At 68.4% G+C, this 23600-nt stretch carries 18 protein-coding genes; 11 read left to right on the plus strand and 7 right to left on the minus strand.

What is annotated here, in order from left to right; all coding sequences use genetic code 11:
• Positions 1-106 precede the first annotated feature (106 nt).
• Positions 107-2833: a PHP domain-containing protein gene (locus tag INQ48_24250; GenBank protein ID QRF56436.1), complete on the plus strand. Its 2727-nt coding sequence runs from the start codon at positions 107-109 to the stop codon at positions 2831-2833.
• A 121-nt stretch (positions 2834-2954) separates the two neighbouring features.
• On the opposite strand, the gene INQ48_24255 is transcribed toward INQ48_24250, so the two are convergent.
• The 4 genes from INQ48_24255 to INQ48_24270 all read right to left on the minus strand — a co-directional run bounded on the left by INQ48_24255 (position 2955) and on the right by INQ48_24270 (position 6680).
• Entirely contained in the window at positions 2955-4235 is a 1281-nt protein-coding gene (locus INQ48_24255) for a TRAP transporter large permease subunit (protein QRF56437.1), read from the minus strand.
• Positions 4232-4750 carry a TRAP transporter small permease gene (locus INQ48_24260; protein ID QRF60870.1) on the minus strand — a complete coding sequence of 173 codons (519 nt, stop codon included), beginning with the start codon at positions 4748-4750 and terminating at the stop codon, positions 4232-4234. The genes INQ48_24255 and INQ48_24260 overlap by 4 nt, the downstream gene beginning before the upstream one ends.
• Positions 4751-4853: 103 nt before the next feature.
• Complete coding sequence (locus INQ48_24265) at positions 4854-5882, minus strand: TRAP transporter substrate-binding protein (protein ID QRF56438.1); 1029 nt, start codon at positions 5880-5882, stop codon at positions 4854-4856.
• 45 nt (positions 5883-5927) lie between these two features.
• Positions 5928-6680 carry a hypothetical protein gene (locus INQ48_24270; GenBank protein QRF56439.1) on the minus strand — a complete coding sequence of 251 codons (753 nt, stop codon included), beginning with the start codon at positions 6678-6680 and terminating at the stop codon, positions 5928-5930.
• 404 nt (positions 6681-7084) lie between these two features.
• On the opposite strand from INQ48_24270, the gene INQ48_24275 reads away from it, so the two are divergent.
• From INQ48_24275 to INQ48_24300, 6 genes are all read left to right on the plus strand, one after another.
• Entirely contained in the window at positions 7085-8041 is a 957-nt protein-coding gene (locus tag INQ48_24275; GenBank protein QRF56440.1) for a LysR family transcriptional regulator, read from the plus strand.
• Positions 8042-8217: 176 nt separating this feature from the next.
• Positions 8218-9558 (plus strand): C4-dicarboxylate transporter DctA, encoded by a 1341-nt coding sequence (locus tag INQ48_24280; protein QRF56441.1) that lies wholly within the window; start codon positions 8218-8220, stop codon positions 9556-9558.
• 29 nt (positions 9559-9587) lie between these two features.
• Positions 9588-10295: a GntR family transcriptional regulator gene (locus tag INQ48_24285; protein QRF56442.1), complete on the plus strand. Its 708-nt coding sequence runs from the start codon at positions 9588-9590 to the stop codon at positions 10293-10295.
• 100 nt (positions 10296-10395) lie between these two features.
• On the plus strand, positions 10396-11511 hold the full coding sequence (locus tag INQ48_24290) for an AI-2E family transporter (GenBank protein ID QRF56443.1): 1116 nt from the start codon (positions 10396-10398) through the stop codon (positions 11509-11511).
• A gap of 138 nt (positions 11512-11649) precedes the next feature.
• Entirely contained in the window at positions 11650-12111 is a 462-nt protein-coding gene (locus INQ48_24295; GenBank protein QRF56444.1) for a DUF2141 domain-containing protein, read from the plus strand.
• A gap of 10 nt (positions 12112-12121) precedes the next feature.
• Entirely contained in the window at positions 12122-13627 is a 1506-nt protein-coding gene (locus INQ48_24300) for a carotenoid oxygenase family protein (protein ID QRF56445.1), read from the plus strand.
• A gap of 116 nt (positions 13628-13743) precedes the next feature.
• Here the strand turns inward: INQ48_24300 and INQ48_24305 are convergent, their stop codons facing one another.
• Entirely contained in the window at positions 13744-14646 is a 903-nt protein-coding gene (locus tag INQ48_24305) for a LysR family transcriptional regulator (GenBank protein ID QRF56446.1), read from the minus strand.
• A 130-nt stretch (positions 14647-14776) separates the two neighbouring features.
• Here INQ48_24305 and gcl point away from each other — a divergent pair, with 130 nt between their 5' ends.
• From gcl to INQ48_24320, 3 genes are all read left to right on the plus strand, one after another.
• Positions 14777-16570: a glyoxylate carboligase gene (gcl, locus tag INQ48_24310; protein QRF56447.1), complete on the plus strand. Its 1794-nt coding sequence runs from the start codon at positions 14777-14779 to the stop codon at positions 16568-16570.
• Between the two features lie 163 nt (positions 16571-16733).
• Positions 16734-17519, plus strand: a complete 786-nt coding sequence (gene hyi / locus INQ48_24315) for a hydroxypyruvate isomerase (GenBank protein QRF56448.1) — start codon at positions 16734-16736, stop codon at positions 17517-17519.
• A gap of 34 nt (positions 17520-17553) precedes the next feature.
• On the plus strand, positions 17554-18462 hold the full coding sequence (locus tag INQ48_24320; protein QRF56449.1) for a 2-hydroxy-3-oxopropionate reductase: 909 nt from the start codon (positions 17554-17556) through the stop codon (positions 18460-18462).
• A gap of 138 nt (positions 18463-18600) precedes the next feature.
• On the opposite strand, the gene INQ48_24325 is transcribed toward INQ48_24320, so the two are convergent.
• Positions 18601-19938: a tryptophan 7-halogenase gene (locus INQ48_24325; GenBank protein QRF56450.1), complete on the minus strand. Its 1338-nt coding sequence runs from the start codon at positions 19936-19938 to the stop codon at positions 18601-18603.
• 256 nt (positions 19939-20194) lie between these two features.
• Between INQ48_24325 and INQ48_24330 the strand changes: the two genes are divergently transcribed.
• Positions 20195-22495, plus strand: a complete 2301-nt coding sequence (locus INQ48_24330; protein QRF56451.1) for an NADP-dependent malic enzyme — start codon at positions 20195-20197, stop codon at positions 22493-22495.
• A 24-nt stretch (positions 22496-22519) separates the two neighbouring features.
• Here INQ48_24330 and INQ48_24335 read toward each other — a convergent pair whose 3' ends face one another.
• The gene (locus INQ48_24335) at positions 22520-23584 is read right to left on the minus strand and encodes a DUF917 family protein (GenBank protein QRF56452.1); all 1065 of its coding nucleotides are present in this window, start codon (positions 23582-23584) and stop codon (positions 22520-22522) included.
• Positions 23585-23600 lie beyond the last annotated feature (16 nt).

Raw genomic sequence — 23600 nt, forward strand, 5'->3', positions numbered from 1 at the left:
GTCGATGTAACGAACAAACACCATCCTTTGGTTTTCATTTCGACGGAATCCTTCCGGCCGCGCAGCCCTGCATGGCGGAAGCCGTCTTCTTTTCCAGAGGTTCATGGTGTTCACGACGCCCCCGTCTTTTTCCAAGTGCTTCCTCGCGGTGGCCTGCGCTGTCTTTCTCGCCTCGTGCGGGGGCGGCTCGGGCGGCAGCGGATTCGCTTTCCTTCCCCCACCCGCCGGCCAGGGTTCGGGCGGCGCCGATGGCACCGGCACGCCCGGCACGCCCGACACCTCGAACGCGCGCCAAGCAGCGGCCGTGAGCGTGCAGGGCAACGGCAGCGGCGACGTGGAGTCGCTCGACACCGCGCTCGCCTGCGACACTCAGTGCAGCGCCGACTACGCCCAGGGCGCGAGCGTCAAGCTCATCGCCACCGCCGCGCGCGGCTCGGTCTTCGACGGCTGGCAGGGCGCCTGCGAAGGCACCGAGGCCTGCGAACTGACGATGGACCAGGCGCGCAACGTGGTGGCGAAGTTCTCGCTGGCCGCGAACGCCGCGCCCAGCGGCACCTGGTTCAAGGGCGACACCCATGTGCACGACGACCACTCCGACGACGGCAGCGCGCCGCGCCAGCTCAACAAGGACAAGGCCAAGGGCAACCTCTCGCTGGCCGACCAGATCGGCCAGGCCGGGCGCACCGGCCTGGACTTCGTGCCCTTCACCGACCACCGCACCTACGACCAGCACTACGACCCCCTGTGGGAGTCGTCGTCGCTGCTGCTGATCCGCGGCGAGGAAGCCAACGGCAAGCCCCATGCCATCGCGCTCGGCGGCGTGGACTCGGTCGAGCAGGGGGCCATGCATCCCGACCGCGCGCAGTTCGCGCTGGTCCAGCAGTCGATCTGGGACGCGCATTCCCAGGGCGCCATCTGGTCGGTCGCGCATGCCGACGACGGCGAGACGAATGCCGACGGCACGCCCAACGTGAACGCCAACGTGCAGGGCGTCAACCTGGTCGAGGTCTGGAACCGATCGAAGAGCCCCGACAAGCAGATGGACTACGCCGAGAACCGCTGGAACGCGGGCTTCCGCTTCGGCGTGGCCGGCGCCAGCGACAACCACTTCCGCGAGTACTGGGGCGCGCCCTATCTCAACAGCCCCGGCATGCCGGTGACCAAGGTGCTGGCCAAGGGCTACAACGAGCGCGGCATCCTCGAGGCGCTGCGCGCGGGCTACACCAGCCTGTCGATCAACCCGACCGGCCCCGGCGTCTCGATGACCACGGACCTCAAGGGCGGCGGCTACACCGCCATGAGCGGCGACGAGGTCTTCGTGCCCGCGGGCACCACCGGCCATCTGCGCATCGGCGTGCAGCGTGCCGCCGGCATGGACGTGCTGCTGTTCCGCATGCCCGGCAAGAGCGCCGGCCCGATGAAGACCTTCAAGCCGACCCGCGACGACGAGACCTACACCGTCGACATCACCGCCGGCTCGCAGCCCGACTGGTACCGCGTCGAGGTGCGCGGCATCAACGTGCCGATTCCGCCGGCCGCGCCCGCGATGGAACTCAAGGCCGCCGTGTCGCCGATCTTCGTCTCGCCGGCCCCGGTCGAGGCCAAGGCCGAGATCACCGTGCCGAAGGAAAACAGCGTGGCCGACGGCGCCCTGCGCGTCGCCGGTGCGCGCGGCGACTTCGCCGGCTTCCCCGACATCGTGACCGCCGACGGCGTGACGCACGTGGTCACCGAGATGCACGGCGACGCCACCAGCACCGTGGTCTACCGCCGCCGCGATGCCAAGGGCGCCTGGAGCGATGCCGGCCGCACGCTGAGCGGCAAGGGCCAGGCGCGCTTCCCGCGCGTGGCCGTGCGCGGCAACGACGTCTGGGTCGCGTGGGAGGAAGACGCGGTGCAGGTGCCGCACCGCCCGGTCATCAACCTGCGCCATTCGGCCGACGGCGGTGCCACCTGGGCCTCGACCGACACCGTGCGCTCGCTCGAGGGCCGCGCCGAGCATCCGGACGTCGCCGTGGCCGCGAGCGGCAAGCCGGTGCTGGCCTGGCAGGAGATCCGCGCCGACCAGCCCTTCGACATCATGGTGCAGGAGGTCGGCACCGACGCGCAGCCGCGCAACCTCTCGCGCGCCGGCAAGTCGGTCGACGCCGGCGTGCTCGACGACACGCGCTCGCCGCACTACCCGGCCTCGGTGCTGCCGAACCTGACGGTCGCGGCCGACGGCCGGGTCGCCGTGGCCTGGCAGGACAACCGCAACGACCAGGATCCGCTGTGGACCGGTGCCGCCGCCTACGGCGACGGCTCGAACCCCGACGACTGGCAGATCCAGGTCGCGGTGCGCGACGCCGCCGGCACCTGGAAGACGCCCGTGAGCCTCGGCGCCACCGACCGCGCCGATCGCCACCCCGACGTGGTTTTCGGCGGCAACGGCGACCTGGTCGTGGCCTGGGAGAGCAAGGAGCAGGAACCGGCCGGCAAGAACCTCGCGGTGCTCGCGGCCGTGTCGGCCGACGGCGGCGCGACCTTCTCGGCCCCCACGGTGCTGGCCGCGGAGCCGACCACCATGAGCCAGCGCCCGCGCCTGGGCGTGGACAAGGACGGCTCGGTGCGCGCGGTCTGGTTCGACTCGCGCTCGGCCGACTGGCGCTGGCGCGTGATGACCGCGGTCTACAAGAAGCCCGCGGGCTGGGACACCGGCACGCTGCTGAAGGGCACCGGCATCAACACCTGGCCCGTGACCTCGGGCGGTGTCATCGCCTTCGCGAGCACGCGCAACGCCACGCGGCTGCAGCGGGACCAGACGCAGCAGGTGTTCCTGCTGGCCACGAAGTAGACGGCCCGACCGCCTGGAGGCAGATGCCCCGCTCGCGGGGCATTCTTCATGGGCCGGACGCACGGGCCGAGGGCCCTCCTGCCCATGAAACAAGAACTGCCGCGCAGACCTGGCGAGATCTTCAGTCCGAGAACCAGCGCGCCGGCGTGGTGACCAGCGCCGGGAACAGGACCAGCAGGAACATCACGGCCAACTGTGCCGCCATGAAAGGCAGCACGCCCCGCGTGACGTCGTCCATTCGCATGCGCCCGACGCCCGCCACCACGTTCAGCACGGTCCCCACGGGAGGGGTGATCAGGCCGATGGCGTTGTTGATGATGAACAGCACCCCGAAGTAGACCGGGTCGATGCCCGCCGCCTTGACCACAGGCATCAGCACGGGCGTCAGGATCAGGATGGTGGGCGTCATGTCCATCGCCGTGCCGACGATCATCACGAGCACCATGATCGCCATCAGCAGCAGGGTCGGGTTGCCCATGAAGGGCTCGAGCAGCGCGATCACCTTGCCCGGCAGTTCGGCCACCGTGATGAGCCACGCGGAAACCATCGCCGCCGCAATGAGCAGCATGATCACCGAAGTGGTCTTGGCGGCCATGACGAAGATCGCGTGAAGCTGGCGCAGCTTCAGCTCGCGGTAGACGACGGTGGAGACGAACAACGCATAGACCGCCGCGACCACCGCGGCCTCCGTCGGGGTGAATACGCCCAGGCGCAGCCCGACGAGGATGATGGCTGGCAGCATCAGCGCCCATGTCGATTCGCGCAATGCCTTCAGCACCTGCGCGCGCGATGTCCTGGGCCCTGTCGCGATCTTTTCATACCGCCCCAGCCACCACCAGGTGCACCACAGCGCCGCGCCGAGCATGAGGCCGGGCGCAATGCCCGCGAGGAACAGCTTGCTGATGGAGACATTGGCCGCCACACCGAAGATCACGAAGCCGATCGAAGGCGGGATCACGGGGCCGATCACACCCGACGCCGCGATCAGGCCGCCTGAACGCGCCTTGTCATGGCCGGCCTGCACCATCATCGGCAGCAGCAGCGCGGTCAATGCGGCGGCATCGGCCACTGCCGAACCCGACAGGGCGGAAAGCAGCACGGCCGCCATGATCGTCACATAGCCCAGGCCGCCCTTCACAGGGCCGACCAGGGTCAGCGCGAGGTTGACGATGCGGCGCGACAGGCCACCGACGTTCATGATTTCGCCCGCCAGCATGAAGAACGGGATCGCGAGCAACGGAAAACTGTCGGCGCCATTGATCACGTTTTGCGCCAGGATCTGCGCATCGAAGAGCTCCAGGTGCCACATCAATGCGACGCCGGTCGCAAGCAATGCAAAGGCAATGGGAATGCCCAGCGCCATCGCACCCAACAGCGCACCGAGAAAGATGGCGATGGTCATGGCAATTGCCGCGGTGCGTCGACCCGCAGGGCGTCCTCACGCGCCAGTTCGGCCCGCAACGCCTCCAGTTCGCCCTGCTCCTCGGACTCCCTGACCATCACGAGGTCCGCTTCGCCGAGCCGGCCCGCCAGGGCCAGACACAGGTCGCGCAGGACCAGCACCGCTGCGGAGACGGCAAAGACCAGGCCGGAGGCATAGAAGATGGCACCCGATGCCCCTGTCACCGGCGCCGCGACGTCCCAATTGATCCTGATCTGCTCCAGGCTCCCCTTGAAAAGCAACCAGGCGACGAACAGCATGAGGAGGTGGCCCGCGAACAGGCAGGCCTTCTTGCCGGCCAGGGGAAGGCGCGAAACCAGCATGTCGGTGCCCAGGTGCGCATGCTCCTTCAGTGCCACGATTGCGCCCAGGAAGGTGAGCCAGACGAACAGCCAGCGCGACACTTCTTCGGACACAGTGATGCCCGAATTGAACCCATAGCGCAAGACCACATTGCCGAACACAAGCACCACCATGACTGCGAGAAACAAGGCGATCAGGCTGCTCAGCAGCCGGCAATAGCCGTCGACGCAGCGCGCCGCGAAGCCGGCTGCACGGTCCGCACACGTACCCGAGCGGCTACCTCGCGACACCGCGCACCTTGCCAAGCTCGGAGAAAAGTTCCTGCGTCAGCGCCGGATCGATCTGCCTGACGTACTTGTCCGTGACCGGCTTGAGCTTGTCGCGCAGGCGTTCTCGCTCCTGCGCCGAAAACTCGGTCAGCACCATCCCCTTGCTCTTCAGGAATTCGGCGGCCCTGGCATTCACGTCGCGGTTGGCGGCGCGCTGGAAGGGCTGCGTTTCCCTGGCGGCGTCGCGCAGAATCATGCGTTCGTCCTCGGACAGCCGGTCCCACACCTTCTTGCTGAACAGCAGCACGACGGGGTTGAACGCGTGGCGCGTGTCGGAACCGTACCTCTGGACTTCGTAGTACTTCGAGGCCTCCACCAGCGAGTACGGATTTTCCTGGCCATCGACGGCCCGTTGCTCCAGCGCGGTATAGACCTCGGGCAGCGGCAGTGGCGACGGATTGGCGCCCAGCGCACCGAAGGCATCGATCATCACGGGGATCTGCATCACGCGCAGCCTCAGGCCTTGCAGGTCTTCCATGCGGGCCACCGGCCGCCGCGAGTTGGTGACGTTGCGAAAGCCGTGCTCGAAGTAGGTCAGGCCGATCAGGCCCTTCTCTGGCAGCTTGTCCAGCAGCTTGCGGCCGACCGGACCGTCGAGCACCACGTCGGCCTCCTTCTCGTTGTTGAAGAGAAAGGGCAGGTCGAACAGCGAAAACTCCTTGGCCATGCCCGACAGCAGGCCCGGGATCGCCATGGTCAGGTCCACGGTGCCACCTTGCAGCGAGGAAATGACAGCGGCATCGCCCCCCAGCACGCCCGAGGCAAAGAGCTTGACCTTCATCTTGCCGCCGCTCTTCTTCTCCACGATCTCCGCGAAGCGCTGAGCCCCCATGCCTTGCGGATGCTCTTTCTGATTGACGAAGGCGAACTTGAAGTTGCGCTCCTGGATGTTCTGGGCATCGGCGACGCCGGCCATCCCCAGGGACGACAGGGCAACACAGAGAGCGGCCAGGCGATGCTGCAGTTTTCTTGGCATGGTGTTGTCTCGGTGAGGGCTGGGATGGTTGTTCACACAGGCTCGTCAGATCGCGACGCGCTCATGGGCGACGCTCCGGCAGTCCATCTCGTATTCGAGGTCGACCACGGGCGGGCGGTTGTAGTGCCAGGTCAGCCCGTGACGCGCGGCACCACGCTTGACGATTTCGTCGGCGATGAAGGGATGAATGTCGTGCACGGTGTAGAGCTGCGAGCCCGTGGTGTTCGCCCAGGTAAAGCCCAGCGATGCCAGACGCCGCTCCATCTCGTCGAGCACCCACCGGGCTTTTTGAAGGATGGCGGGCGGCGAGGTGTCGCCCAGGCACACGGCATGGTCGCGATAGGGCCCCTTGCCTTCAGGTGCTTCGGCGCTGCCCGCCACGATGAAGGAAGCCGCCGCCGTGGCGTCGGGCACGGTATAGCTGAAGGCATGGAACGAGGGCTCCGACGGAGGGAACAGCACGGGGCAGACGTTGCTTCGCGCAACCGGATTGAGGTGCCCGATGAAAAGCCCCCACTCCCTCAAGGTTCCCACGTAGAGGTTGTTGAACTCGACAAAGCCGTGTTCGGTGAACGGGGCCGGGGAACGCAGTTCGCAGGCGCAGAAGGCAGCCAGCGGGCGCGAGGCATGTTCGAGAAATTCCCTGATGCGCCGGAAGCCCTGCTTCAGCGGCAGCGGCTCCGGGAACCGCACGCGTTCGATGCGAAATCCGGGCTCGGCAGCCACGCCAGCCGAGTATTGGTCCACCCCCGGAATGAACCGATAGCCGCCGGGCAGGGAGATTGGAATTGCCGACACGTCGTTTCCTTTTGAGAGGCTGAGAGAGCGAGAAAAGAAGGACGGGAGGCAGGAACGTCATCAGGAAGGCGTCCGGCGACGGGATGCGTCGCGCTGCTTTCTCGATGCCTGTTTCATCCTCGCGAATTCGATCGGGACATCGTCCTTCGGGGAAAGGATTCGACCGAAATCTAGCAGCGGATGCGCGCGGGAACGGCATCGAATTTCGAAGGCAGCGTTCGAATATTTGGATCATCGATAGCGCCGGACCGCGATGTGTTTGCATCGGCCGTGCTTCACCGTTCGCGCCTCGAATCAGCGCCCCCTGCCTCCCCGTTGGCCCACCAAGAAGGGCCCGTACTCCACCCCTCCCCTGCCTGGCGCCCGCCCCGCCTCTCGGCCTTTTCCTCACGTAGAGTGCACGCATGATCGAATCGACAACCCTTCGGTACTTTCACGAGGTCGCGGCCTTCGGCTCGGTGCGCATGGCAGCGGAAAAGCTCTTCGTGGCCCAGAGTGCCGTGAGTCGCCAGATCGCGTTGTTGGAGGACGAACTGGGCGTTCCCGTCTTCGAGCGCCATGCGCGGGGCATGGCCCTGACCGCCGCGGGAGAACTGCTGCTTCGCTACGCGCAGGACAACAAGACCCAGCTGGCCGATCTGAAGGGCCGCATTCACGAGTACGAGACGCTGGTCAAGGGCCATGTCAGGGTCGGGTGTGTCGAAGGCATCCTGCACGGCCTCCTGTCCAGCTTCATGCCGAGCTTCATCGCCACGCACCCAGGCATCGGCTTTTCCCTCGATCTCATGGGATCGCATGCCGTGGGCGAAGCCGTCGCCGAACACAAGTACGACCTGGGCATCCTGTTCGGTGCCTCGCCCCGTCCCGATCTGATCGAGCTGCAGAAGATCGATCAACCCCTGTGTGTCATCGCCGCAGCCCGGCATCCCGCCGCCGGGTTGCGCAGTTGTGCACTCGCGCAGGTTGCGGACGTTCCCCTTGTGTTGCCCGACAGGTCCTTCGGTCTGCGCCAATTGGCCGATCGCGTCAGTTCGAAAGGCAAGTTCAAGCTGAACATCGCGATCGAGACGAATTCGCTTTCTTTTGCGAGCCAGCTGGTGGCGGATTCGGGGCTGATCACATTGCAACCAAGGGACGTCGTCGCCCCCCTGATCGACGCGGGAAAAGTGGTGGCGATTCCGCTGACCGACGCCCCGCTGCGATCCGCGCGCGCCACGCTGGTCGCCAGCTACTCCCGCCGACTGTCGCTCGCCGCCGACCATCTTTCCCAGTCGCTGATCGCCTACATGCGTGCATGGCAACGCTCTCCGAAGCAGGGACAGGGCGGGCGTTCGCGGCGTCCGAGGTCGAGTTCGGCCTGAGCATCAACGCCCCCAGTTCGTCGAAGCCGTTCGACCGCCGCGCGGCGGCCGCTTTCCTCCAGGCGGCGCTCCCGCAGGCCCGGGAATACCCTCTGCCGACCCGGGCCCTTTCTTGCCTACATTTCTTGTATGCAAGATTTCCGACGACTTGCATGCAAATAACACAGGAGATTTCCATGCGTCGTTTCACCCGCTCCCTGTTCGGCCAGGTCGTGCTCGCCCTGCTGATCGGCGTGGTGCTGGGCCTCCTGGCCCCGCAGTTCGCCGTCAAGCTCAAGCCGCTGGGCGACGGCTTCATCAAGCTGATCAAGATGATCATTCCCGTGCTGGTCTTCTGCGTGGTGGTGCATGGCATCGCCGGCGCGGGCGACCTCAAGCGCGTGGGCCGCGTCGGCGTGAAGGCGCTGATCTACTTCGAGGTGCTCACCACCGTCGCGCTGGCGATGGGGCTGGTGCTGGCCTTCGTGTTCCAGCCCGGCGTGGGCATGAACGTCGATCCGGGCAAGCTCGATCCGGCCGCGATGAGCGCCTATGCCTCCAATGCCGACAAGCTCACCAGCGGCGGCACGGTCGAGTTCCTGCTGAAGCTGATCCCCACCACGGTGGTGAACGCCTTCGCGACCGGCGACGTGCTGCAGGTGCTGCTGTTCGCGGTGCTGTTCGGCTGCGCGCTGTCGCTGCTCGGCGAGCGCGGCAAGCCGGTGGCGGTGGTGGTGGACGCGCTGTCGCTGGTGCTGTTCAAGATCATGGGCATCCTGATCAAGCTGGCGCCGCTGGGCGTGCTCGGCGCGATCGCCTTCACGGTCGGCCAGTACGGCGTGGGCTCGCTCAAGCAGCTCGGCATGCTGATCGCGCTGTTCTACCTCGCGGTGCTGGTGTTCGTGTTCGTGGTGCTCGGCTTCGTGATGCGCATGTCGGGCTTCAGCCTCTGGAAGCTGCTGCGCTACCTGCGCGAAGAACTCGCGATCGTGTTCGCCACCACCTCGTCGGACAGCGTGCTGCCGCAGATCATGGCCAAGCTGCGCCGCATGGGCATCCGCGACTCGACGGTGGGCCTGGTGATCCCCACGGGCTACTCGTTCAACCTCGACGCCTTCTCGATCTACATCACGCTGGCGGCGGTGTTCATCGCGCAGGCCACCAACACGCCGATCACCATGACCGACCTGCTGACGATCCTCGCGATCTCGCTGGTCACCTCCAAGGGCGCGCACGGCGTGCCGGGCTCGGCGATCGTGGTGCTGGCCGCCACCCTGCACGCGATTCCGGCGATCCCCGCGATCGGGCTGGTGCTGGTGCTGTCGGTCGACTGGTTCATGGGCATCGCGCGCGCGCTCGGCAACCTGATCGGCAACTGCGTGGCGACGGTGGCGATCGCCGCCTGGGAAGGCGACATCGACCGCGAGCGCGCCCATGCGGTGCTCGACGGCCGCGTGGCGCCCGACGAACCGGCGCTCGATCCGGCGCTGGCAGAATCCGGCGCGCCGCCCGCCGGCGCCGCCCTCGGCCGCCACTGAAACCACCCACGCCACCCGCCCCGCCACCGATGAGCTCCACCGAAGTCAGCCCCACCGTCATCGCCGAGCGCGTGGTCGAGGCGATCCTCGCGCAGAAGCTCGCGCCCGGCGAGCGGCTCGGCGAGCAGGCGCTGGCCGAGAACTTCGCGGTCAGCCGCACCATGGTGCGCGAGGCGCTGATGCAGCTGCAGGCGCGCGGCTTCGTCGAGGTGCAGTCGCGCCGCGGCTGGTACGTGGTCGAGCCCTCGGCCGAGGAGGCGCGCGACGCCTTCCGCGCGCGCCGCATCATCGAGTCGGGCATCCTCTCGGAGCCCGAGGGCCGGCCGCTGGCGAAGGTGATCCGCAAGCTGCGCGACCACATCGCCGACGAGCAGCGCGCGGTGGAAGGCGCCGACGCCGCCACCCGAGCCTTCCTGCTGGCCGACTTCCACGTCTGCCTGGCCGAGCAGCTCGGCCACCAGCTGCTGGTCGACGTGCTGCGCGACCTGACGGCGCGCACCACGCTCGCGGCCACGCTCTACCAGTCGAAGCACGAGGCCGGCCAGTCCTGCGCCGACCACGAGGCCATCGTGGCCGCGCTCGAGAACGGCGACCGGCCGCGCGCGCGCAGCCTGATGCTGGCGCACATCGGCAACGTCGAGCGCGCGCTCGAGGTCGAGGCCAGCGCCGAACCCGATGCCTCGGCGCGGCTGCGCGCCACGCTGGCGCCGGTGGCCTTGCCGCGCGCCAAGCGCTGAAAACGTGCACTAGGTCCGCGGCCACGGTCCGTGGCGGCGCACGAAGGCGCCCGCGACTACAGGGGAGGCCCGACGGGCTGGGCTACAGTCCGGTTCAACCATGAACTCACCCCAACTCCAGCGCGGCGTGTTCCTCGCCCTGCTCGCCGCCGTCACCGTCGCTTTCCTGTGGGTGCTGATGCCGTTCTTCGGCGCGGTGCTCTGGGGCGTGGCGCTCGCGATCCTGTTCACGCCGCTCTACAAGTGGCTGCTCAGGAAGATGCCCGGCAAGCGCAACGCGGCGGCGCTGTCCACGCTCGCGATCTGTCTGGTGATCGTGATCCTGCCGCTGGCGATGATCGGCGTGTCGCTGGTGCAGGAAGTGGTGCTGGTCACGCAGAGCATCCGCTCGGGGCAGATCGACTTCGCGGCCTACTTCCAGCAGATCCTGGCCGCCACGCCGCAGTGGCTGCTGAACCTGGTCGAGCGCTTCAACCTCGGCGACGCGGCGGCCTGGCAGGCGCGCATCTCGGCCATCGCCGGCCAGGGCAGCCAGCTGATCGCGAGCCAGGCGCTGGCCATCGGGCAGAACACCTTCGACTTCGTGGTCAGCTTCTTCGTGATGCTGTACCTGCTCTATTTCCTGGTGCGCGACGGCGCCTCGCTGTCGAAGACCATGCGCGACGCGCTGCCGCTGGCCAAGCCGCACACGCACTACCTGCTCAACAAGTTCACCACCGTGATCCGCGCCACCATCAAGGGCAACGTCGCGGTGGCGGTGGCGCAGGGCACGCTGGGCGGGCTGGCCTTCTGGTTCCTCGGCGTGCAGGGCGCGCTGCTGTGGGCGGTGCTGATGGCCTTCCTGTCGCTGCTGCCCGCCGTGGGCGCGGCGCTGATCTGGGGCCCGGTGGCGATCTACTTCCTCGCCACCGGCCACTTCTGGCAGGGCGGCATCTTGATCTTCGTCGGCGTGTTCGTGATCGGCCTGGTCGACAACATCCTGCGCCCGGTGCTGGTGGGCAAGGACACGCAGATGCCCGACTACATCGTGCTGATGTCGACCATCGGCGGCATGGCGATCTTCGGCATCAACGGCTTCGTGATCGGGCCGGTGGTGGCGGCGCTGTTCATGGCGGCATGGAGCCTGTTCGCCGACTCGGGCCATGTGGGCACGGGCCACGAGACGCCGGCCGACGGCGCCCGGGAAGACCATCCCAAGGGCCCGCACAAGGGCTGAAACCGTTCCGCAGGCCGGCCGTTCGCGCCGGCCTGCGCGCATTTCGCGCGCGCATTCGCGCGTTCCGTCGCATGGCGCTGGGCAGCATCCGCCGCCTTTGGGATCGTCGGGTCTTCCATCCACACGACGAGGACCGCCATGCACCTTCCCGCCTTTCTTCCCCGCCCGGCCGCGCGCACCCTGTACGCCGCGACCGCCATCGCGGCGCTCACCGCCGCCACGCTCGCGCCGCTGAGCGCGCGGGCCGCCGACCTCAGCCTCAACGTGGCCGAGGGCCCGGCCACCGAGGCCACGCTCTACATCGCGCTGTACGCCGATGCCGCCAGCTTCGGCGCCAGCAAGCCGCTGGCCTCGCAGAGCCTGCCGCTGCGCGAGGGCAAGGCGCGCGTGGTGTTCACGGGCCTGGCGCCGGGCCGCTATGCGGTGCGCGCCTATGCCGACGAGAACGGCAACGGCAAGCTCGACACCAACCTCGTGGGCCTGCCGACCGAGCGCTACGGCTTCTCGAACGATGCCAAGGGCAAGCTCGGCGCGCCCGACTTCGAGGCCGCGGCGATCGGCGTCGACGCCGACCTGCAGAGCGCCATCCACCTGCGCTGAGGAGGCCGCCATGCAACGACGCGAACTGCTGCGCCTGCTGGCCGGCACCGGCGCCCTGCCCCTGCTCGCGCCCTGGGCCCGCGCGGCGGGCGCGGCCGGCGAGGAGAACTGGCAGGCCCAGTTCGAGGCCGCCGACGCCCCCTGGAAGATCGGCTTCGCCACGCCGCCCGGCGATCTGCCGCCGACCCGCGCCACGGTGCGCGGACGCTTTCCCGACGCGGTGGCCGGCACGCTGTTCCGTGTCGGCCCCACCGGCCACGACCTGGGCGGCGAGCGCTACCACCACTGGTTCGACGGCGACGGCATGGTGCACCGCTTCGCGATCGAAGGCAGCGAGGTGCTGCACCAGGGCCGCTACGTGGCCACGCCCAAGCGCGTGGCCGAGCTGCGCGCCGGGCACCGGCTGGTCGAGGCCTTCGGCACCGTGCCGCCGGGCGTGGAGCCGCCGACCTCGCCCGATGCCATCAACGTCGCCAACACCAGCGTGCTGCCGCTGCAGGGCGAGGTGCTGGCGCTGTGGGAAGGCGGCTCGGCCACGCGCCTCGATGCGAGCACGCTCGACACGCTGGGCCTGAAGACCTGGCGCGCCGACCTCGCGGGCATGCCGTTCTCGGCCCATCCGAAGGTGGACCCCGACGGCACGGTGTGGAACTTCGGCGTGAGCTCGGGCGCGAGCCTGCTCGCGCTCTACGAGATCGCGCCCGACGGCGGCCTGCGCCGCGCCGCCGCGGTGCCGGTGCCCGACCTGCCGATGGTCCACGACTTCGCCGTGACCGAGCGCCACCTGGTGTTCCTGATGCCGCCGCTGGTGTACGACGGCAAGCGCAAGGAGGCCGGCGCCAGCTTCCTCGACGCCCACGTCTGGCGGCCCGAACTCGGCATGCGCGCGCTGGTGGTCGACAAGCGCGACTGGGAACGAAGGCAGATGCTGACCTTGCCGGCCGGCTTCCTGTTCCACGTCGGCAATGCCTGGGAGGAAGACACGCCGCGCGGCTCGCGCATCCACGTCGACTACGTGCGCACCGAGGACGCCGAGTCGGTGTTCACGACCAACCGCGAGCTGATGCGCGCGCGCCGCGTGCGGCAGAACGAACCGCGCCTGACCGTCGCGACGCTCGACCTGGCCGCCGGCCGGGCCACGCAGAAGGTGCTACCGCAGGAGGCCGAGTTCCCGCGCATCGATCCGCGCCGCGTCGGCCTGCGCCATCGCCAGGTGATCCATGCCACGCTGACGCGGCCCGACGTGCCGGGCTTCCAGGCGGTGGCGCGCACCGACGTCGAGAGCGGCCGCAGCGAGCGCTTCGTCCACGGCGCGCAGTCGATCGTCGAGGAGCATGTGTTCGTGCCCGACGGCGGGAAGCCGGGCTGGGTGCTGGGCACCTCGCTCGACTTCGGCCGCAAGTGCACGGTGCTCTCGTGCTTCGCGGCCGACCATCTCGCGGCGGGGCCGGTGGCGCAGGCCACGCTGCCCTATGCATTGCCGCTGGGGCTGCACGGGGCCTTCGTGAAGGCCTGAAGAAAACCAACCGTTCACGCTGAGCTTGTCGAAGCGCCGCGCAAGGCTTCGCCCTTCGACCTGCTCAGGACAGGCCAGGCTCAGCCCGAACGGATGTCGGCCGATCGCAGGACGCCTCAGGCGTCCCACCAGCCTTCGTCGAAGCGCCCCTGCAGGAAGGCCACGAAGCTCGACACCTTGCCCGGCACCAGCTTGGGCGAGGGAAAGACCGCGTGGATCTCCTGCTCGGGCAGCGCATGGTCGGCCAGCACCGCGCGCACCTTGCCCGCGGCCAGCGATTCGCTGGCCACGTAGCGCGGCATCAGCGCGATGCCCAGGCCGTCGCGCGCGGCCGCCAGCACGGCCGAGAGGTTGTTGGAGCGGAAGCGGCCCGACACCGGCACCGTCACCGGCTCGCCCTTGGGCGTGTGCATGCGCCAGAACTCGTCGCCCACCACGCTGCTGTAGATCAGCGCCACGTGCGCGCTGAGGTCCTGTGCGCGCTTGGGCGTGCCGTGCTTCTTGAGGTAGGCCGGCGAGGCGACCATGGCCCAGGGGTTGGCGCCCAGGTAGCGCGCGCCCAGCGAGGAATCGGCCAGCTTGCCCATGCGCACCGCCACGTCGATGCCCTGCGCGATCAGGTCCACGTAGCGGTCCTCGAAGCTCAGGTCGATCTGCACCTGCGGATAGCGGCGCATGTACTCGAGCGCGAGCGGCACCACCACGCGGCGGCCGAAGGCCACCGAGGTGCCGACGCGCAGCAGGCCCTGGGCCTGGTTCTGGCGCAGCTGCACCACGCTGTCGGCCTCCTCGGCGTCGCGCACGATCGACTTGCACTTCTCGTAGTAGAGCGCGCCGGGCTCGGTGAGGCTCACGCCGCGCGTGTTGCGGTTGAGCAGCCTGACTTTCAGGCGCGCCTCGGTGGCGGCGATCTGCTTGGTCACCGTGGGCTGGGTGGTGTGGAACTCGAGCGCGGCCTTCGAGAAGCTGCCGGTCTCCACCACGCGCACGAACATTTCCATTGCCAACAGCCGGTCCATCGCCACTCCTTCGGATCGCCGCCATCCTAGCCACTTATTCCGGATTGGAATAGGTTTTATGGCCCGGTGCCGTCTTCTTGGAATCCGCCCCGCTTCCTACAGTGGACCCAAGCTTTTAAGGAGACTTTCAATGGCAAAGATGACCGCGGTCCAGGCCGCCGTGCTGGTGATGGAGAAGGAGGGCGTGACGCAGGCCTTCGGCGTGCCCGGTGCCGCCATCAATCCGATGTACTCGGCGCTGCGGCAACGCGGCAGCATCGCGCACATCCTCGCGCGCCACGTCGAGGGCGCCTCGCACATGGCCGAGGGCTACACCCGCGCCGTCGCCGGCAACATCGGCGTGTGCATCGGCACCTCGGGCCCCGCGGGCACCGACATGATCACGGGCCTGTACTCGGCCTGGGCCGACTCGATCCCGATCCTGTGCATCACCGGCCAGGCACCGCGCGCGCGCCTCTACAAGGAAGACTTCCAGGCGGTCGACATCGAGTCGATCTCCAAGCCGGTCACCAAGTGGTCGGTGACGGTGCGCGAACCCGGCCAGGTGCCGCAGGTGTTCCAGCAGGCCTTCCACCTGATGCGCTCGGGCCGCCCGGGCCCGGTGCTGATCGACCTGCCCTTCGACGTGCAGATGGCGCAGATCGAGTTCGACATCGACAGCTACGAACCGCTCAAGCCCTACAAGCCGGCCGCGAGCCGCGCCCAGATCGAGCGTGCGATCGAGATGCTGAACGCGGCCGAGCGCCCGCTGATCGTGGCCGGCGGCGGCGTCATCAACGCCGACGCGAGCGAACTGCTGGTGCGCTTCGCCGAAGCCACCGGCGTGCCCGTGATCCCCACGCTGATGGGCTGGGGCTCAATCCCCGACGACCATCCGCTGATGGCCGGCATGTGCGGCCTGCAGACCAGCCACCGCTACGGCAACGCCACCATGCTGGCCTCCGACTTCGTGCTGGGCATCGGCAACCGCTGGGCCAACCGCCACACCGGCTCGGTCGACGTCTACACCAAGGGCCGCAAGTTCGTGCACGTGGACATCGAGCCCACGCAGATCGGCCGCGTGTTCACGCCCGACTTCGGCATCGTCTCCGATGCCAAGGCCGCGCTCGAGCTGTTCGTGCAGGTGGCCGAGGAGATGAAGGCCGCGGGCCGACTTCCGAGCCGCCGCGAGTGGGCCAACGCGTGCATCGAGCGCAAGAGGACCATGCTGCGTAAGACCAACTTCGACGAAGTGCCGATGAAGCCGCAGCGCGTGTACCAGTGCATGAACAACAACTTCGACAACGACACCTGCTACGTCAGCACGATCGGGCTGTCGCAGATCGCCGCGGCGCAGTTCCTGCACGTCTACAACCCGCGCCACTGGATCAACTGCGGCCAGGCCGGCCCGCTGGGCTGGACCATTCCCGCCGCGCTCGGCGTGCGCGCGGCCGACCCCACGCGCAAGATCGTCGCGCTCTCGGGCGACTACGACTTCCAGTTCATGATCGAGGAGCTCGCGGTGGGTGCGCAGTTCAAGCTGCCCTACATCCACATCGTGGTCAACAACTCCTACCTCGGCCTGATCCGCCAGGCGCAGCGCGGCTTCGAGATGGACTACTGCGTGCAACTGGCCTTCGACAACATCAACGCGGGCCCCGACGCCGGCATCGAGAGCAGCTACGGCGTGGACCACATGAAGGTGGTCGAAGGCCTGGGCTGCAAGGCGATCCGCGTCAACCGCCAGGAAGAGATCGCCCCCGCGATCCGCCGCGCCGAGGCGCTGATGGCCGAGCACGGCGTGCCGGTGGTGATCGAGGTGATGCTCGAGCGCGTGACCAACATCGCGATGGGCACCGAGATCGACAACATCACCGAGTTCGAGCCGCTCGCGGAAACGCCGGCCGATGCGCCCACCGCCGTCGCAGCGGTGCTGTTGGACTGAATGCGGGCAGCCGGACGCAGAGGACGCGAAGGTTTCGCGAAGGACGCCAAAGAAATTCAAGAAAACTTTTGTGGCTGTTCTTTCGCGAACTTCGCGGAACCTTTGCGTCCTTCGCGTCCGGAAGTCCGATCCCGATTTGACTTGCTTTGATTGAGAGACCCCCATGCCCAAGTTCGCAGCCAATCTCACCATGCTCTTCACCGAGCTGCCGTTCCTGCAGCGCTTCGAGGCCGCCGCCAAGGCAGGCTTCGAGGCGGTGGAGTACCTGTTCCCCTACCCCTTCGAGAAGAAGGACCTCACCGCCGCGCTGCGCGCCAACGGCCTCGTGCAGGTGCTGCACAACCTGCCGGCCGGCGACTGGGACAAGGGCGAGCGCGGCATCGCCTGCCATCCGGAGCGCACCGGCGAGTTCCGCGAAGGCATCGCGATGGCCATCGACTACGCCACGGCGCTCGGCTGCCCGCAGGTCAACTGCCTGGTCGGCAAGGTGCCGGCCGGCGTGAGCCACGACATCGCCCACCGCACGGTGGTCGAGAACCTGCGCATCGCCGCTTCCGAGCTCGAGTCGGCGGGCATCCGCCTGCTGGTCGAGCCGATCAACCCCTTCGACATTCCCGGCTTCTTCCTCAACCGCACCGAGCAGGCGATCGCGCTGATCGACGAGGTGGGCTCGCCCAACCTGCGCGTGCAGTACGACATCTACCACGCGCAGCGCACCGAGGGCGAGCTGGGCAACACGCTCACCCAGCACTTCGCGCGCATCGGCCACATCCAGCTGGCCGACAACCCGGGCCGCGGCGAGCCGGGCACGGGCGAGATCAACTACCCGTGGCTGTTCCAGCACATCGATGCGCTCGGCTACGACGGCTTCATCGGCTGCGAATACAAGCCGCGCGCCACCACCGTCGAAGGCCTGGGCTGGCGCGAGACGCTGACCCGCGCGCAGTGAACGACGACACGACCAGATTCAAGGAAACCAAGACATGACGCAACAAGCATCGCAACGCATCGGATTCATCGGCCTGGGCATCATGGGCGCGCCCATGGCGGGCCACCTGCTCGAGGCCGGCCACCAGCTGTTCGTGAACACGCACGGCAACACGCCCGAGCCCTTCATCTCGCGCGCCACCATCTGCGCCTCGCCGGTCGAGGTCGCGCGCCAGGCCGACATCGTGTTCGTGATGGTGCCCGACACGCCCGACGTGGAGAAGGTGCTGTTCGGCGAACCGGGCCGCGAGGGCGTGGCCGCGGGCCTGAGCAAGGGCAAGATCGTGGTGGACTGCAGCTCGATCGACCCGATCGCCACCAAGGGCTTCGCGCAGCGCATCGAGGCGCTGGGCTGCGGCTACATCGACGCGCCGGTCTCGGGCGGCGAGGTGGGCGCCAAGGCCGCGAGCCTCACGATCATGTGCGGCGGCGACGAAGGCATCTTCGGCCGCGTGCGTCCGCTGCTCGAGAAGATGGGCAAGAACGTGACGCTGGTGGGCGGCGTGGGCGACGGCCAGGTCTGCAAGGTGGCCAACCAGATCATCGTGGCGCTGAACATCGCGGCCGTGGGCGAGGCACTGCTGTTCGCGAGCAAGGCCGGTGCCGATCCGGCCAAGGTGCGCCAGGCGCTGATGGGCGGCTTCGCGAGCTCGCGCATCCTCGAAGTGCACGGCGAACGCATGATCAAGCGCACCTTCGCGCCGGGCTTCCGCATCTCGCTGCACCAGAAGGACCTGAACCTGGCGCTGCAGAGCGCGCGTTCGCTGGGCGTGGCGCTGCCGCAGACGGCCGGCGCGGCGCAACTGATGAACGCCTGCGCGGCACTGGGCCATGGGCAGCAGGACCACTCGGCGCTGGTGCGTGCGCTGGAGGCGCTGGCGCAGCACACGGTGGCGCCGGACTGAAACCATCGAAATCGGGCAGCCGGACGCAGAGGACGCAAAGATTTCGCGAAGAACGCGAAAGGGACCGAAGACAACTTTGAGATTTCTTTTGCGTCTTTCGCGAAACCTTCGCGTCCTCTGCGTCCGGAAGCCAGCTCCCTACTTCGCCGCCTCCAGCGACTCCTTGAGGTTGCGCCGCCGCCAGGCCCAGGTCTTGATGGCCTGCGGCAGGATGCCGAGGCAGGAGGCGTAGTAGGTCACCTTGAAGCCCCAGAAGCGCGGGCCGATGGGGGTGTCGCGGAACAGGTCGCCGGCCAGGATCGACAGCAGCGCCTCCTGCATGCGCCAGATGTTGCGCGGCGCCATGAACAGGCGCCGGATCGCCGGCGAGGTGATGCGGTAGATGAACCACGAGAACATCCTCGGCCCGCGCTTCATGACCTTCTCGTAGTGGCGGAACGCGCGCTCGGCCTCCTTCGCCTCGCCGCGCAGCCACAGATCGGCGGCTGCCGCGGCCTCGAAGCCGCTGTTCATCGCGAGGTAGACGCCCGAGGAGAACATCGGGTCGACGAAGGCATAGGCGTCGCCCACCATCATGAAGCGGTCGCCGCGGCAGAACTTGGAGTCGTAGGCGTAGTTGCCGGTGGCGGTGGCGCCCTCCATCAGCGTGGCGTTCTTCAATCGCGCGGCCAGCTTGGGCGCGAGCGCGATGGTCTCCATCAGGAAGTCCTCGAGCGAGGCGCCCTGGCGCCGCTTGAAGTAGGCCGGCGAGGCCACCGCGCCGACGCTCACGGTGCCGTCCTTGAGCGGGATGTACCAGAACCAGCCGTGGTCGAACCAGAAGAGCGAGATATTGCCCTCGAAGCGGCCCGGCCGGCGCTCGGCGTTGGCGAAGTGGCCGTACAGCGCGGCGCTCGCGTGCTTGCGGTTGCGCTGCTTGGCGTCGAACTGGTTCGACAGCAGGGTGTCGCGCCCGCTGGCATCGATCACGAAGCGCGGGCGCCAGGCGGTCTCGGTGCCGTCGTCGGCCTTGATCTTCACCAGCGGGCGGTTGTCGGGCGTGCCCTTGCCCGCGTCCATGTCGACGCCCGTGACGCGCTGGCCTTCGAAGGTCCGCGCGCCGCGCTTGCCGGCATGGCGGAACAGCAGTTCGTCGAACTCCGAGCGGCGCACGTGCACCGCGTACGGGAAGCTCTTGTCCATCGCCTCGCCGAAGTCGAAATGGCTGCTGTGGTCGTGCCAGGGCGAGACGAACTCGGCGCCGTGCTTGCGGATGCCGATGGCCTCGACCTCGGTGCGCACGCCGAGCCGGTCGAACAGCGGCATGTTCATCGGCAGCAGCGATTCGCCGATGTGGAAGCGCGGGTGCTGCGCCTTCTCGAACAGCACCACGTCGTGGCCCTTGTCCGCGAGCAGCGCGGCCACGGTGGAGCCCGAGGGGCCGCCGCCGATGACCACGACGTCGGGTTCGGTGCCGGTGAAAGGTCCGGAAGTCATTCGCTGCAAGCCCCTTGTTGTCGTTCTGTCATGTGGAGGATGAAGCCGCCCTCGCGGCCGGGCCGTAAACGGCCGGAGCGCAGTTTAGCGGCCCCCCGGTCCGCGCCGGGAGCGTCGCGGTGCGCGGTCGCGGCCGCCGCGCGCCCATCGGCGCCCGTGCCCGCTATGGGTTCAGGCCGTTTCGGCATCGCCCTGGCAGGAAGAGGTAGCGCTTTTGCGGTAGCCTCGTTCCCCGTCAGAAACAAGGAGACTTTCCATGGCCGCCCCCCTGTCACCGGCAGAAGAAGCACTGCGCGAAGCTGCCCGTGAATACCATCGCTCGCCCGTCAAGGGCAAGATCTCGATCACCCCGACCAAGCCCCTGCTGAACCAGCGCGACCTGTCGCTGGCCTATTCGCCGGGCGTGGCCTATCCCTGCCTCGACATCGCGGCCGATCCCGCCACCGCCGCCGAATACACCGCGCGCGGCAACCTCGTGGGCGTGGTCACCAACGGCACGGCCGTGCTGGGCCTGGGCAACATCGGCCCGCTGGCCGCCAAGCCCGTGATGGAAGGCAAGGGCTGCCTGTTCAAGAAATTCGCCGGCATCGACGTGTTCGACATCGAGCTGGCCGAGAACGATCCCGACAAGCTGGTCGACATCATCGCGGCGCTCGAGCCCACGCTGGGCGGCATCAACCTCGAGGACATCAAGGCGCCCGAGTGCTTCTACATCGAGAAGAAGCTGCGCGAGCGCATGAACATCCCGGTGTTCCACGACGACCAGCACGGCACGGCCATCATCTCGGCCGCCGCGCTGATCAACGGCCTGGAACTCGTCGACAAGAAGATCGAGGACGTGAAGATCGCCGTCTCGGGCGCGGGCGCCGCCGCCATCGCCTGCCTCGACGTGATGGTGGGCCTGGGCGTGAAGCCCGCCAACATCCACGCCTGCGACTCCAAGGGCCTGATCTACACCGGCCGCGCGGGCGGCTTCGACGAATCGAAGGCGCGCTACGCGCAGCCCGACACCGGCGCGCGCACGCTGGCCGACGTGGTGAAGGACGCCGACGTGTTCCTCGGCTGCTCGGCCCCGGGCGTGATGACCGCCGACATGGTCAAGACCATGGCGCGCCAGCCGATCATCCTGGCGCTGGCCAACCCCGAACCCGAGATCCGCCCCGAGCTCGCCAAGGCCGTGCGGCCCGACTGCATCATCGCCACCGGCCGCTCGGACTATCCGAACCAGGTCAACAACGTGCTGTGCTTCCCGTACATCTTCCGCGGCGCGCTCGACTGCGGCGCGAGCAAGATCACGGAGGAGATGAAGCTGGCCTGCGTGCGCGAGATCGCCGACCTGACCAAGGCCGACATCAGCGAGGAAGTGGCCACCGCCTACGCGGGCCAGGAACTGGCCTTCGGCCCCGACTACATCATTCCCAAGCCCTTCGATTCGCGCCTGATCCTGCGCATCGCGCCGGCCGTCGCCAAGGCCGCGCAGGCCTCGGGCGTGGCCACGCGCCCGATCGAGGACATGGAGGCCTACCGCCAGCACCTCACGCGCTTCGTCTACCAGACCGGCATGTTCATGCGCCCGGTGTTCACCGCCGCCAAGCTGGCCACCGCCAAGCGCGTGGCCTATGCCGAGGGCGAGGACGAGCGCGTGCTGCGCGCGGCCCAGTACGCGGTCGACGAAGGCCTGGCACGGCCGATCCTGGTGGGACGCCCCGCCGTGATCGAGACGCGCATCAAGAAGGCCGGCCTGCACATCCGCCTGGGCACCGACTTCGAGGTGGTCGATCCCGAGGACGATCCGCGCTTCCGCATCTACTGGGAGAGCTACCACAAGCTCATGGGCCGCCGCGGCATGACGCCCGAGGCCGCCAAGGCCGCGGTGCGCCGCTCGAACACCGTGATCGCCGCGCTGATGATCCACCTCGGCGACGCCGACGCGATGATCTGCGGCATGGTGGGCCGCTTCGACGCCCACCTCGAGCACATCCGCGACCTGATCGGCCTGAAGCGCGGCGCGCCCGGCTTCGCGACCTTGAACGCGCTCACGCTCGACAAGCGCACCATCTTCATCACCGACACCAACGTGAACGAGGACCCGAGCGCCGAGATGCTCGCCAGCATCGCGCTGATGGCGGCCGAGGAGATTCACCGCTTCGGCCTGCCGCCGAAGGTGGCCTTCCTCTCGCACTCGAACTACGGCAGTTCCTCGCGCGGCTCGGGCCGCAAGATGCGGCTGGCGCGCGACCTGTTCGCGCAGATGGCGCCCGACATCGAATGCGATGGCGAGATGCACGGCGACGCGGCACTCTCGGAAGAGATCCGCCGCACCGCGCTGCCCGACAGCACGCTCTCGGGCGAGGCCAACCTGCTGGTGTGCCCGAACCTCGATTCGGCCCACATCCTCTACAACGTGCTGAAGATGACCGGCGCCAACGGCATCACGGTGGGCCCGGTGCTGCTGGGCGCCGCGAGCTCGGCGCACGTGCTCACGCCCTCGTCGACGGTGCGCCGCATCATCAACATGACGGCGCTGGCGGTGGCGAAGGTCACGGTCGACAAGTAAGCGGGTCGCTTCCTCGGAAGCTTCTCACGCAATGGCGTCCTCGGCGGGTGCGAAAGCCTCGCCGAGCGACTGCTCGAGCGGCCGGTAGAGCTCGGGCATGAACATGGTGCGCGACAGCAGCAGCCGCGCGCGCGGCGCGACCAGCACGCGCAGGCGCGCGCCCTCGCGCACATGGGCCGACACCACCGGCCGGCCTTCGTCCGAGAAGGTCATCACGAGGTCGGGGAAGCGCGCGACGCGCCGGCCCTGCTGCTCGAGCAGCATGTATTCGTTGATGAAGCGCAGCACGGTGCGCGATGCATCGTCGAGCTCGACCACGCCCACGTCCAGCCCCTCCTGCTGCTCGCAGCGGTAGCCGCGCACCGTGCCCTCGGCCACGATGCGGCCCTCGAGCGAGCGCGCCACGGCATCGACGCCGCCGTCGAGCCAGGCCTGGCCGAGCGCGATCGCATGGCTGATCGCGCCGGGCGCGCCGTGCCGCTGCGCATAGCCCACCTCGACCGGATTGCGCGCCACCGCCACCAGGCCGCCCGCCTCCACCGAAGCACGCCGCACCACGGCCGAGGTGCGCTCGAGCCGGCCCGACACCACGCCCTCGACGTAGCGCTGCGGCTCGCCGCCCGCATAGGCCTGCACCGAGAGGTAGTCGGGCTCGGTGTGCAGGCCCAGCGCGCCCATCACGCTCGACGGATGGGCGCGGCCGTTGCAGGCCAGGTCGATCACCGGCAGGCCGCTCATCGCGGCATGGAACCAGCCGTTGACCGTGGTCTCGGCGCCGTTCTCGTTGGCATGCAGGCCGACCAGCTCGCGGCCCGGCGGCAGTTCGCGGCGCAGCAGCTCGAGCGTGCGCAGCAGGTGCGCGGGCTGCACGTGCGGATCGGGCGCGGCCGGCGCGCCGACCAGCGCCATGGTGGCGGTGAGCGCCGAGGGCTCGAACTCGTCGACGCTCCACAGCTGCGGCGTGCCGACCTGCAGCGCGAGCGTGGCGGCGCGCTCGCCGGCCGCGATCAGCCCGCCGCCGCCACCGCCGAGGATGGCGCCGCCCCAGATGGCCGCGCGGACGTCGTCGGGGGTCAGATTGCGTTTCATGGATGCATGGCTCCTG

It is taken from the genome of Variovorax paradoxus, from assembly GCA_016806145.1.
Taxonomy (GTDB): Bacteria; Pseudomonadota; Gammaproteobacteria; order Burkholderiales; family Burkholderiaceae_C; genus Variovorax.